Source organism: Flagellimonas onchidii, from assembly GCF_004804315.1.
GTDB lineage: Bacteria > Bacteroidota > Bacteroidia > Flavobacteriales > Flavobacteriaceae > Flagellimonas > Flagellimonas onchidii.
The window spans coordinates 456,896-470,552 of the sequence record NZ_SRXX01000001.1; the positions used below are offsets into that span (position 1 = coordinate 456,896).

9 protein-coding genes, 1 tRNA gene and 1 rRNA gene are annotated in these 13,657 nt (G+C 40.8%); 3 read left to right on the forward strand and 8 right to left on the reverse strand.

The window, feature by feature from the left end; all coding sequences use genetic code 11:
- The 7 genes from E4661_RS19250 to nhaD form a co-directional block, all read right to left on the reverse strand.
- Positions 1-797, reverse strand: a 797-nt coding sequence (locus E4661_RS19250) for a BspA family leucine-rich repeat surface protein (RefSeq protein ID WP_205728913.1), incomplete at its 3' end; no start/stop codon positions are given.
- A gap of 155 nt (positions 798-952) precedes the next feature.
- A tRNA-Val gene (locus E4661_RS01930) sits at positions 953-1,027 on the reverse strand.
- Between the two features lie 72 nt (positions 1,028-1,099).
- A complete protein-coding gene (locus E4661_RS01935) occupies positions 1,100-2,311 on the reverse strand; it encodes a bifunctional folylpolyglutamate synthase/dihydrofolate synthase (RefSeq protein ID WP_136465126.1) in 1,212 nt (403 codons plus the stop codon).
- 3 nt (positions 2,312-2,314) lie between these two features.
- Positions 2,315-3,193 (reverse strand): energy transducer TonB, encoded by an 879-nt coding sequence (locus E4661_RS01940; protein WP_136465127.1) that lies wholly within the window; start codon positions 3,191-3,193, stop codon positions 2,315-2,317.
- A complete protein-coding gene (locus E4661_RS01945; protein WP_136465128.1) occupies positions 3,193-3,579 on the reverse strand; it encodes an ExbD/TolR family protein in 387 nt (128 codons plus the stop codon). Before E4661_RS01945 ends, E4661_RS01940 begins: the two co-directional genes overlap by 1 nt.
- Positions 3,580-3,589: 10 nt before the next feature.
- Positions 3,590-4,282, reverse strand: coding sequence for a MotA/TolQ/ExbB proton channel family protein (locus E4661_RS01950; RefSeq protein ID WP_136465129.1), 693 nt, complete (start codon positions 4,280-4,282; stop codon positions 3,590-3,592).
- Positions 4,283-4,339: 57 nt separating this feature from the next.
- Positions 4,340-5,725 carry a sodium:proton antiporter NhaD gene (nhaD, locus tag E4661_RS01955; protein WP_136465130.1) on the reverse strand — a complete coding sequence of 462 codons (1,386 nt, stop codon included), beginning with the start codon at positions 5,723-5,725 and terminating at the stop codon, positions 4,340-4,342.
- A gap of 229 nt (positions 5,726-5,954) precedes the next feature.
- Between nhaD and E4661_RS01960 the strand changes: the two genes are divergently transcribed.
- From E4661_RS01960 to E4661_RS01970, 3 genes are all read left to right on the forward strand, one after another.
- Positions 5,955-7,097, forward strand: coding sequence for an acyl-CoA dehydrogenase (locus E4661_RS01960; protein ID WP_136465131.1), 1,143 nt, complete (start codon positions 5,955-5,957; stop codon positions 7,095-7,097).
- 318 nt (positions 7,098-7,415) lie between these two features.
- Positions 7,416-11,921 carry a glutamate synthase large subunit gene (gltB, locus tag E4661_RS01965; RefSeq protein WP_136465140.1) on the forward strand — a complete coding sequence of 1,502 codons (4,506 nt, stop codon included), beginning with the start codon at positions 7,416-7,418 and terminating at the stop codon, positions 11,919-11,921.
- A gap of 8 nt (positions 11,922-11,929) precedes the next feature.
- Positions 11,930-13,396 carry a glutamate synthase subunit beta gene (locus E4661_RS01970; protein ID WP_136465132.1) on the forward strand — a complete coding sequence of 489 codons (1,467 nt, stop codon included), beginning with the start codon at positions 11,930-11,932 and terminating at the stop codon, positions 13,394-13,396.
- Between the two features lie 144 nt (positions 13,397-13,540).
- Here the strand turns inward: E4661_RS01970 and rrf are convergent.
- A 5S ribosomal RNA gene (gene rrf / locus E4661_RS01975) occupies positions 13,541-13,652 on the reverse strand.
- Positions 13,653-13,657: the final 5 nt, after the last annotated feature.

Below are 13,657 nucleotides of genomic sequence, written 5' to 3' on the forward strand. Positions count from 1 at the left end.
GTCACAGAGGATACATCCCAACCATCCAATGGCTGATTAAAAACCTGAGAATCCTCAAACATTCCAAACATATTGGTAACATTACCAACATCCCAGTTGCTTATATCTTGATTAAAACTACCTGTCATATTGAACATGGAGGCCATATTCTGAACATTAGATGTATTCCATGCACCTATCGGTTGGTTAAAAACGTCATTCATGATGAACATTCCGTTCATTTTTATGACATTGGAAGTATCCCAATTACTAATGTCTGCATTGAAATTGTTTGTTGAAGCAAAAAGTAAAGACATGTCAGTGACTGTTCGCGTATCCCAATTATTCATTGAATTGTTACCCAGAAGGGAAGAGCAACTGTTAAACATATCCTTCATGGATGTCACATTGGTTAAATCTGGAGCATCTGAGGCCAACACATCCAAATTTAGACAAGCCGCAAATGCCGCTTCCATAGAACTCCAAGCAATATCACCCCATTGTTCTATCGTCAAAAGTTTCTCATTATCCCCTAAAAAGTTAAAATATATCCTTGGAAAATCACCAGTAATCGAAACCGTATAGGTTCCTGGAGCAGCATAAGTATGTGTGATGCCACCATTTATATTGTTATCAGAATTTCCATCTCCCCAATCCACCGAATAATTGTAAGTTTCTCCGGGAAAAGTTGGAATAGCAATTTGGTTATCCGTTGAGGTTCCTTGATTATCCGTTTTCCAAGTGGTAACAAATTCCGTTTGGGCCGATAAAAAGAAATGAACAAGGCCAAGTAGAGTGGTGAGGTAGATTTTTTTCATGTAGTCAAACAAAACAACAGCAACCTACAATTAATGTAAGGAAAATCAAAAGAAATATCGATGTTCCGTTCACTTTTTCCAAATAAAAGCAAGAAAGAAATTTCAGTGAGAGTCTTAAAAACAAAAAACCTCAGCAAATGCTGAGGTTTTATCTGTGGGCGCGAAGGGATTCGAACCCCTGACCCCCTGGGTGTAAACCAGGTGCTCTGAACCAACTGAGCTACGCGCCCATTTCATTTTCTAAATGGGAGTGCAAATATAGCATCATTTTTTGTTTGGCAAAAAGAAAAAAGACAAAATATCTAAACTACTTCAGCCACGACAAAGGTACTACCTCCTACATACACAATATCGCCCTGTTCTGCTTGTGACAAAGCTGCTTCGAGCCCGTTCTTAACAGCACTGAAAACTTCTCCCTTTAATCCATGTTCCTGTGCTTTTTCCCATAACGCATCTGCCTCCAAACCCCTTGGGATGTTTGGTTTTACAAAGTAATATTCCGCTTTTTCGGGGAAAAGGGCCAAAACCTCGCTCAAAATTTTGTCATTAACAAAACCCAGCACAAAGTGCACTTTTTCAGGGCAACAGTTTTCTATTTGCTCCAAGACAGTCTTCAGTCCTTCTCTATTATGTGCTGTATCACATACAATCTTTGGGCTTTCACCTAAAATTTGCCACCTGCCTAAAATACCGGTATTCTTTACACAGTTTCGAAGCCCATCACGAATAGATTCTTCGGTAACAACTAAATTCTTCAATTCTTTAATTGCAGCCACCACTCCTTTCACATTCCTTCTTTGATAATCTCCCAATAAATCAGTTTTATAGTCGCCCAATTCGACCTGATCCGCAAAAACAATCTTACATCCCTTTTGAGCAGCCATGATGTTAAAAATCCCTTCCGTCTCAGGTTGTGTTTCGCTGATTACAACTGGAATTCCTCTTTTAATAATCCCAGCCTTTTCCAAAGCGATTTTTTCTAGAGTATCTCCTAAAATCTGCGTGTGATCCAGACCAATATTGGTAATAAGCGAAACCTCCGGAATGATGATGTTAGTAGAATCCAACCTTCCTCCTAAACCAACCTCAATGACAGTGATATCAACATTTTCATTAGCAAAATAGGAAAAAGCCATTCCAACTGTCATTTCAAAAAAGGAGAGTTCGTGCTCTTCCAAAAAGGGTTTGTGATTTTTAATGAATTCCACCACAAACTTTTCGGAAACCGGCTTTCCGTTAATTTTTATCCGTTCCCTAAAATCTTTAAGATGTGGGGATGTATACAATCCAACTTTATAGCCGGCCTCATGAAGTATAGAAGCCAACATATGACTACTTGACCCCTTACCATTGGTACCTGCTACATGAATACTTTTGAACTTTTCATGTGGGTTTTCAAGCACTTGAGAAAACAGAAGGATGTTATCTAACTTATGCTTAAGGGCTTCAGCACCTTTTTGCTGATACATTGGAAGTTGCTCGAACATCCAATCTAAAGTTTCTTGATAAGTCATGGACTATTGACCTAACTTAAAATTGACAACTACAAAACCAATCTGTTGGGACGGAGCTTTGGAATCTAGATTCCATTTGTGCAAAAATGCGGTCTTTCTTGCTGGTTCCAACAAGCAAGGAGCATTATTTGTTGTTCCTTTAACACCAGGGGTGGCTTGAATGACTTTTCCATTTCTATCCACAACTATTCTAACCACTACACGTCCATCTTCATTGCATTCTTGCTGCACCTTTCCTTTACTGACCAATGAACGTCCGTTAAGGCCATATCCTCCGGTTCCACTACCGCTTCCAGGACTTCCATAATAGCTGGTCGCATAAGGGTCACCTTCTGGATTTCCCTTATCTCCATCTCTATTATCATCACCTTCGCTACCCGTGGTTTTACCATCAGATTTTCCGATTCCACCGATTAGGGCATCAAGATTTTTCTTTTTTGCCTCTTGCTCTTTTCTCTTACGTTCTTCGGCCTCCCTTTTCTCGCGTGCAATGCGCTCAGCTTCAGCTTTTGCCTTTTTTGCAGCCTCATCCGCTTTTCGCTTAGCCTCTTTCTGTTGGTTGATTTTTATGGTTTCTTCATCATTACTGGTCAATACTTTTTCTACGGGCTCTTCAGGAGCTGTTTGTTTTGGCTGCACCTGTTCCTGGACTTTCTCAACCGGTTTTGGTTCTACCTTTCTAGGTTCCGAACGTACTTTTTCTTTAGGTTGTACCTTGCCGCTACCAAAATCCATAGTGCCAAAATTGATGGCAATACCATTTTCAATAGGTGGGTCCATGTAAGTCAACCCAATGTAAAAAAGTAATAGCAATAACACGCTTAACAGAAGTGTTGTAAGCGTAAAGGATTTTTTCTTGTGTCTCGTGTCTAAAAATGCCATTATTTTGGCCGCACGGCCAAGATAACCTTGTAACTGTTCCTATTGGCAATATCCATAACGTTGACCGCTTCTTTGATGGCCACATTCTCCTCCGCCCTTAGGATAATTGTAGGCTTCTCTTGCCCTTCAAGTGCTTTTTTTAATTCAATTTCAATGTATTCTTTATTAATCTGTTCATTATTCACAAAATATTTCAAATTCTTATCAATAGTGACCGAAACATTTTGTGTGTTGGTAGATTTGCCCTTTGCTTTGGGCAACAGCAAATCCAATGCATTAGGAGCATTTGATGTTAGCATGAAGAACACCAACAACAGAAACACAATATCCGTCATTGATGACATACTAAACTCCGGACTTACCTTATTTCTTCCTTTCAGTTTCATCTAGAGATTCTTAAATCGGTTCGTTCAACAAATCCAAAAATTCCACCGCATTGGCTTCCATTTTATGAACTACTTTGTCTGTACGGTTTACCAAGTGGTTGTATCCAATGTACGCAATAATACCAACTACCAATCCAGCTACTGTTGTGGTCATTGCTGTATAAATTCCCGAAGCTAATGACCCCATTTCTGCTTGTCCTCCACTACTAGCCATTTCATGAAATGCCAAAATCATACCAATTACGGTTCCTAAGAACCCAATCATTGGAGCAGCACCTGCGACGGTGGCCAATACGCTAACGTTCTTCTCTAGTTTATAAACCTCCAAGGTACCAGCATTTTCAATTGCTGTGTTGATGTCATCTAAAGGTTTTCCAATTCTTGATACTCCTTTTTCCGTTAAACGCGCTACCGGAGAATCGGTTTGGGCGCATAGCAACTTTGCAGCATCCAGCTTACCATTCATGACATGGTCACGAATCTGGTTCATAAAATTTTTATCAATTTTGGAGGCCGCCTTAATTGCGAAGATACGTTCAAAATAAATGTACAGTGCCACAAAAAGAAGCACAAAAAGTACCATTATAATTACAATACTACCAGTACCGCCATTTACAATCAAATCAATGACGGAAAGAGTCTTTTCTTCCGAAATGGATGCGCCCAATTCGGCCCCTTCTTCTAAATCTTGAAAAATAATCATATAAAATCCCCAATTTAAGTTGCAATAATAACGGAGATTTTTGAGCTAAAGTATTTTTTAGAAGAAATATCGCATAATGACAAAGCAAATGGCACCTGCAATAAATCCAAGGAATGCCAGCCAAGCTATTTTTCTCAGATACCAGAAAAAGTCAATTTTCTCCATTCCCATGGCAACAACACCTGCAGCCGAGCCAATGATCAACATACTACCACCTGTTCCTGCGGAATAGGCGATAAAGTGCCACAATGGGTTATCAATGGGCTCAGAGAACATTCCTAAACTCGCTGCCACCAAGGGGACGTTGTCAATAATAGCTGATCCAATACCTAAGATGATGACCACTAAATCTGAAACTTCAGTTCCCGCAGTTTCGGTACCCTGTAAGCTAATGTTTTGCTTTAATCCCTCTGCAAAATTAAATAACAGTCCGAGTGATTCCAACGCAGCCACTGCCATTAAAATTCCAAGGAAAAACAGAATACTGGGAAGTTCAATTTTAGTTAATGCACTATGAACAGGACTATGATGAGATTCAGCGTCACTCTCTATATCCACAGACGAAATCGCTATTTTAGAACTACTGTATATCTCTGCAAATGTAGCCACAACCGCTAAAGACAGCATCATCCCCACATATGGAGGTAAATGGGTAATGGTCTTGAAAATAGGAACAAACACAATGGCACTTAATCCTAAATAAAGCATTGTGGGGCCAAATTTGGACTTCGGACCATTATCGTCCTCTGTTTCAATTTCTCCTTTGAAAGCTGGCAAAAAAGATGCTATGAACGTAGGAACAAGCATACAAATCAGCGACGGGATAAGCAGGTAACCAATAAGTTTTGCCGTCGTGACCTTATTACCAATCCACAACATTGTGGTAGTTACATCCCCAATTGGAGACCATGCACCACCAGCATTAGCAGCAATAATGATAAGGCCGGCGTACCATATTCTTACATTTCGGTCTTTTACAATCTTTTGCAAGATGGATATTAAGACAATGGTAGCGGTAAGATTGTCTATGATAGCGGAGAGAATGAACGCCAGAAATGCAAAAATCCAAAGAATCTTCCTTCTGCTTTTGGTTTTTACGAATGTTTTAATGGTCGCAAAGCCATCAAAATAATCAATGATTTCGACAATCGTCATTGCACCCAACAGGAACACCAAAATCTCGGAGGTTTTACCCAAATGATGGAGCAAAGTTTCCTCCAACATATACATTTTATCTTCATGTCCGAGATTGCCAAAGCCTTCCATCAAGGCATGCTTCCCCGAATCGAACCAAGTCGTAAAACTATCAATCCCAAAAGCCATCAAGGCCCATAAAATGGCCATCATGGCCAACGCTGGGATAAGTTTATCTATTTTGAGGTTATGTTCAAGAGTAATGGCAAGATATCCAATTACAAAGATGACAATAAGAAGAGTTTCCATGTGAGTTGGCTATTTAGTTAGTCGATTATTTTATTCTGTAGCAGTATGCGCTAAAGATATTCAAAATGAATTTTTAAACATAACCTTCTATTTAAAAAAGTTTCAAACCTACTTCCCTTCAACTTGTTTAGTACAATATTAAATCATTCTCACTTTTTGTTTATGTTTTTTAAAAATATCACACCATAAAGCTATATTTGTAGTCTGTTTTTATCTATTTCTCAATTTTATGGATTTTACACTTACCGAAGAACAATTACTGATTCAACAATCTGCCAGGGATTTTGCCCAAAACGAGTTATTACCCGGAGTAATTGAACGCGACGATGCCCAAAAATTCCCAGAAGAACTGAGAAAAAAAATGGGGGAACAGGGCTTTATGGGCATGATGGTCAATGAAAACTATGGAGGAAGCGGTCTCGACACTTTAGCCTATGTGCTCGCCATGGAAGAGCTTTCCAAAGTGGATGCTTCAGCTTCTGTAATGGTCTCAGTCAATAATTCGTTGGTTTGTTGGGGGCTGGAAACTTTTGGAACAGAAGAGCAAAAAGCAAAGCACCTTACTCCTCTGGCCTCTGGAGAAATCATCGGGGCGTTTTGCCTCTCTGAACCAGAGGCAGGAAGCGATGCGACCTCGCAAAAAACAACAGCCTTGGACAAAGGAAATCATTATTTATTAAATGGTACAAAAAACTGGATTACCAATGGTGGAATCGCCGAGGTTTTTCTAGTTATCGTCCAGACCGACATTGAAAAGGGACACAGAGGCATCAATGCCCTTATTGTTGAAAAGGGAATGGAGGGTTTCGAAATCGGACCCAAGGAAAACAAACTGGGTATTCGTGGAAGTGACACACACTCTTTGTTGTTCACCGACGTAAAGGTTCCAAAAGAAAATAGAATTGGTGAAGATGGTTTTGGATTTAAATTTGCAATGAAAACCTTGGCCGGTGGTAGAATTGGCATTGCAGCCCAAGCTTTGGGTATTGCCGCTGGAGCTTACGAACTGTCCAAAAAATACGCCAGGGAAAGAAAGGCCTTTGGTACAGAAATAGCCAATCATCAGGCCATCGCCTTTAAACTTGCCGATATGCATACCAAAATCCAAGCTGCTCGCCACTTAGTTTACCAAGCCGCTTGCGATAAGGACGCGGGCAACGACTATACGCTTTCCGGTGCGATGGCTAAACTATATGCCTCTGAAGTAGCCATGGATACAGCCGTAGAAGCAGTACAAATACATGGCGGCAACGGTTTTGTCAAAGACTATCACGTGGAGCGATTCATGCGTGACGCTAAAATCACTCAAATCTACGAAGGGACTTCAGAAATACAGAAAATAGTCATCTCAAGAAGTATTTTAAAGGATTAGAATCATTTTAAATAGTAAAACCCCCTGAATATTAGGGGTTATTTCATTAAAAATGCTTTGGTTTTTAATTATACCCTTCACATTTCTTTTTTTAATTTAAAAAAAACGAATAATTTTAATGTACACCCCCTGTTAAACAATGGTTAATCGTAACCATCCATCCGTCATTTTGTGATAATCACAATGAAGCCTTGTTGAAATTTTCATTTTACATATTTTTTAAGCCTTCAATCCAAACCTTGATGAATTAATTGCAATTGATTGAAAACCTTATAATTAATACATCTAAAATGATATTTTTGAGGAAATATCACAATGATGAAGCTAGAGAAACAAGGTTTATATTTACCCGAATTTGAACATGATAACTGTGGTGCAGGTTTTATTTGTAGCCTAAAAGGAATCAAATCCAATGACATTATCCATAAAGCTCTCGAAATTCTTGACAAACTCGAACACCGAGGGGCTGTTAGTGCGGATGGTAAAACTGGAGATGGTGCCGGAATTTTAATCGATATCCCCCACGACTTTTTTACTGCCGAATGTGATTTCAATTTACCAGACGCTGGTGAATATGCAGTAAGTAATGTATTTCTTCCACAAAAGGAGAACCAACGTGAGTTTTGTATTTCAAAGCTCGAAGAAAACATAAAATCTCAAGGCCTAAAACTTTTAGGGTGGCGAGATGTTCCAGTGAACAAGTCAGTTCCTGGAAGAATTGCCGCCGAAACCGAACCTTTTGTAAAGCAGATTTTCATAGGCAAGGATAACGACTTAGATGATTTCCAATTCAATTTAAAGCTTTTTATAGCACGTAAAATCACGGAGCATCAAATCATCAGCAGCAAACTTTCACAAAGTCAGTTCTTCTATCTACCTAGTTTATCCACTAAGATTATAATCTTTAAGGGGCTTTTGGTTCCTCAAGACATCAGTAGATATTATAAAGATCTTTTAGATCCAAGGGTTGTTACCCGTTTGGCCTTGGTACACCAAAGATTCTCTACCAACACATTCCCAACTTGGGATTTGGCACAGCCTTTTAGATATATGTGTCATAATGGTGAAATTAACACCTTAAGAGGAAATGTTTCCCGAATGAGGTCCAGAGAGGAGCTCCTACAAAGTGATTGGTTTGGCGAAGACATCAAAGAAATTCTTCCTATAGTACTGCCAGGTAAATCTGATTCGGCCAGTATGGACATGGTGGTAGAACTTTTATTGATGACAGGACGTTCCTTGCCCGAGGTAATGATGATGCTAGTACCTGAAGCCTGGGAAAAGAATACAGAAATGTCCGAATCCAAAAGGGCATTCTATGAATACAATTCTTGTGTAATGGAACCTTGGGATGGTCCAGCTTCCATTCCTTTCACCGATGGAAATTACATTGGTGCCGTTTTGGACAGAAACGGCCTAAGACCATCCAGATACTCCGTGACCAAAAAAGGATATGTGATCATGTCTTCAGAAACTGGGGTTGTAGACCTTCAACCTGAAGATATTGAGTTCCATGGTCGACTAGAACCAGGAAAGATGTTCTTGGTAAACATGGAAGAGGGGCGTATTGTAAATGATGAGGAAATCAAGGAATCCATTGCAAAAAAGCATCCCTATAAAAAATGGTTGAAGAACAATTTGGTACACCTTCGTGACATTCCATACAACGATTGTCCGGTATTCTATGGTGAATTCCCTTTGGAAACCCGAAGAGCTGCATTTGGGTACACCTTGGAAGATATTAATACCATTATTCTCCCTATGGCCAAAAACGGCAAAGAACCCATTGGCTCCATGGGGTCAGACACACCCATTGCTGTTTTGTCAGAGCGACCACAGTTGATCTACAACTATTTCAAACAATTGTTTGCGCAAGTAACCAATCCACCTCTTGATGGAATTCGCGAGGAGTTGATAACCGATATTAGTTTAACCTTGGGAAGTGATCAAAACATTTTCGAAACCAATGAACTTCATTGTCGAAAGTTGAAAATCCAAAATCCGGTTATTTCCAAGGAGGATTTAGACAAGATAAAAAATCACGATGCCAGTCCAGATTATAAGGTAGTTTCCATTTCAATCCTGTATGAAATTACCAAAGGACATAATGGACTTGAGGAAGCGCTTGATTCCATTTTACAGCAAGCTTCAGATGCTATTGATGAAGGTGCCAACATCATTATTCTTTCAGACAGAATGGTGAGCACTGAAATGGCTGCGATTCCAGCCTTATTGGCCTGTTCTTACGTAAACAGCGGACTTAGAAAGCTTCGTAAGCGCTCCAAATTAAGCATCATTGTAGAGTCTGCGGAACCTAGGGAAGTACATCATTTTGCATTGCTGTTTGGATTTGGCGCAAGCGCCATCAACCCATATTTGGTCAACGAGATTATTGGAGAACAAATCGAAGAAAACGATATCACCGAATACACCTTTGAAGAGGCTATTAAGAATTACAACAAAGCCATTGGGAAAGGAATTTTGAAGGTGATGAACAAAATAGGAATCTCAACATTGAATTCATACCGAGGTTCCCAATTATTCGAATGCATTGGCATCAATACCAAGGTAGTGGACAAATATTTCCCAAATACCCCAACACGTATTCAGGGAATTGGCTTGTATGAGATTGAAAAGGAGGTAGCCAAACGCCACAAAAAGGCATTCAAAGCACAGGAATTAGCGGCCAGTCTTGATATTGAGATTGGTGGAGAGTACCGTTGGAGAAGGGATGGGGAAAAACACATGTTCAACCCATTGACCATTGCCAAACTACAAAAATCGGTACGCAATAACGAGCCGGATACTTATAAAGAGTATGCCGAATTGGTCAACGAGCAATCCAAAAATCTGATGACCATCAGGGGGTTGTTTGAATTTTCAAACTATGACCCTATTCCAATCGAAGAAGTGGAACCTTGGACCGAAATCGTAAAACGATTCAAAACAGGAGCCATGTCGTACGGAAGTATCAGTAAAGAAGCCCACGAAAATCTTGCGATTGCGATGAACCGAATCGGAGGAAAGAGCAACTCAGGTGAAGGTGGTGAAGATTCGGCTCGTTTCTATAAAAATCAAACTGGCGACTGGAAAAACAGCGCCATCAAACAGGTTGCTTCTGGTAGATTTGGGGTAACTTCCAACTATCTAACCAGTGCCCAAGAGATTCAGATAAAAATGGCTCAAGGGGCCAAACCAGGTGAAGGTGGGCAATTGCCAGGACCAAAGGTAAACCCAGCAATCGCCAAAACCAGAAACTCAACCCCATATGTAGGATTGATTTCGCCACCCCCACACCACGACATTTATTCCATCGAGGATTTGTCCCAATTGATTTATGACCTAAAATCGGCCAATAGGGATGCTCGGATTAATGTAAAATTGGTATCCGAAGTTGGAGTAGGCACTGTAGCCGCTGGTGTGTCTAAAGCGAAAGCTGACGTAATTCTAATTTCAGGTTTTGACGGTGGTACTGGAGCTTCGCCATTAACTTCATTGAAACACGCCGGACTTCCATGGGAATTGGGGGTTGCGGAAGCGCAACAAACCCTTGTGTTAAATGATTTGAGAAATCGAGTGGTTGTTGAATGTGATGGACAGCTTAAAACTGGTCGTGATGTAGCTGTTGCTTGTTTGTTAGGAGCTGAGGAATTCGGTTTTGCCACTGCACCTTTGGTTGCTTCAGGTTGTATTATGATGCGGGTTTGTCACTTGAACACTTGTCCAGTGGGAATCGCCACACAAAATCCAGAGCTTCGTAAAAAATTCAAGGGTCAGCCCGAACATGTGGTCAACTACATGTATTTCGTAGCCCAAGAATTGAGGGAGATTATGGCCAAATTAGGCTTTAGAACAGTAAATGAGATGGTAGGACAAGTTCAGAAATTGGACAGAAAAAAAGCCATCGAGCACTACAAAGCTGCAGGAATCGACCTAAGTCCAATCCTCTATCAAGTAGATGTGCCAAAAGGAACGAAATTCTACAATACTGAGGAGCAGAAACATCATATTGAAGATTCCATTGAGTTTGATATTATAGCTAAAGCGCACCCAGCACTTTTTAGAAAGGAAAAAACCACTTTGGATTTCCCAATCTATAATACCGACAGAGCCGTTGGGTCTATCATAAGTAATGAAATCTCCAAAATTTATGGTGCTGACGGCTTACCCGACAATACTTTAAAGTTGAACTTTACCGGTTCCGCTGGACAGAGTTTTGGTGCCTTTGCCACTAAAGGGCTTACCATGGTAGTCAACGGAAACACCAACGACTATTTAGGCAAAGGACTTTCTGGAGCCAAACTGGTTATAAAAGTTCCAGATAGTTCCACAATCCAACCTGAAGAAAATATAATTACTGGAAACGTGACGCTTTATGGTGCGACCTCTGGTGAAGCTTATATTAATGGTAAAGCTGGTGAGCGTTTTTGCGTGAGGAATTCTGGAGCACAGGCCGTTGTGGAAGGTATTGGAGACCACGGATGTGAATACATGACCGGAGGCGTTGCTGTTATCCTAGGTTCTGTCGGAAGAAATTTTGGAGCTGGTATGAGTGGTGGAATTGCATATGTCTACGATAGGGATAAAACTTTCGAGAAAAGATGCAATGGTGAAACACTAAATTTATTGGCTGTTGAAGAAGACAACGACATTACACAACTAAGACAACTTATAGAAAATCATTATAATACAACCTTGAGTCCATTGGCTCAGGAAATTTTGGAAAATTGGGAAGCATGTCTCCCTCAATTCATCAAAGTGTTCCCTGAAGAATACCGCCAAGCATTGATTCGATTAGAAAAAGAAAAATTACAAACCTTATAATTTGAGCCATGGGAAAGACGACTGGATTTATGGAATTTGACAGAAAGGATGAAGCCTATGCCCCTGTCAAAGAGAGAATCAAAAACTATAAGGAATTTACACTTCCGTTAAAAGAAGGAGAGCTTAAAGACCAAGGTGCCCGTTGCATGGATTGCGGTATTCCATTTTGTCATAGCGGATGTCCCCTAGGCAATTTGATTCCTGATTTCAATGATGCCGTTTATCAGGGAAAATGGGAAAAAGCGACTAAAATATTGCATTCCACCAACAACTTTCCAGAGTTTACAGGAAGGTTGTGTCCGGCTCCATGTGAAGAGGCCTGTGTTTTAGGTATTAATGAAGATCCCGTTTCCATCGAAAATATTGAAAAGAACATCGTGGAGACCGCTTTTAAAAATGGGTGGATACAACCAAACCCACCTGCCCAAAGAACAGAAAAAAAGGTAGCCGTTGTTGGTTCCGGCCCCGCTGGATTAGCTGCTGCTCAACAGTTGAACAGGGCAGGACATTCTGTTACCATATTGGAACGGGATGAAAAAATCGGAGGTTTACTGCGATATGGCATCCCCGATTTCAAAATGGAAAAGAACGTCATTGACAGACGCCTTGACGTTATGGAAAAGGAAGGAATTGTATTCAAAACTGGCATACACGTAGGTATTGATGTCAAAGCAAGTGACCTTCAAAATGAGTATGACGCCGTCGTACTTTGCGGTGGAGCCACTGTAAGAAGGCAACTCCCTATTCCTGGCACCGATTTGAAAGGTGTGGTCCAGGCCATGGATTTCCTTCCTCAAAACAACAGAAAGGTTGATGGTATTCCGTATGAAGGTGAAGAGTTGACCGCTAAAGACAAAAAAGTGATTGTCATCGGTGGTGGTGATACCGGCTCGGATTGCATAGGAACTTCTATTCGTCATGGTGCCGTTTCCGTGACCAATTTTGAAATTATGCCCAAGTCCACACCAGAACGCCCCAAAGAACAACCTTGGCCTTTTTGGCCCATGAGATTGCGCACCAGTACTTCCCATAAAGAAGGTGCTGAACGTGTATTCAGCATATCAACCAAAAAGTTCGTTGGAGATGACAAGGGCAACCTGAAAGGTTTGGTTACTTCTGAGGTAGTTTGGGAAAAAGTTCCTGGTCAACGCCCCGTATTAAAAGAAGTGGAGGGTACGGAAAAAGAATGGGAATGTGACTTAGCTTTGTTAGCTTTAGGGTTCACCGGCTCGGAAACCACAATTGCTGATCAGTTGGGATTGGAAATGGATCCCAGGACTAACATTAAGGCCTCTGTTAAGGATTATAAAACCAATGTCCCAGGAGTTTTTGTCGCTGGAGATCAAAGGAGAGGACAATCGTTAATTGTATGGGCTATTTCTGAAGGAAGGCAAGCCGCTCACCATGTTGACTTATATTTAATGGGTGAATCGAGTTTGCCTTTAAAAGGAGAAGGGGACTTACCGAGAGTATAACAATCAAAACAGGTAACTATTTGGAGAACTCCCACGGGCAACCGTCGGGAGTTTTTTATGGGCTGTATTGCCATAGAGTGGGTGGCATTTACATTTAGGGCATAAAAAAACCCTCCGAAGTCTTGCTGACTAAGGAGGGCTTGAGGAAGGCGGCGACCTACTCTCCCACCTGGTGTGGCAGTACCATCGGCGCAAACGGGCTTAACTTCCCTGTTCGGAATGGAAAGGGGTGGGCCCCGTCGCCATGGCCACCTAGATCTT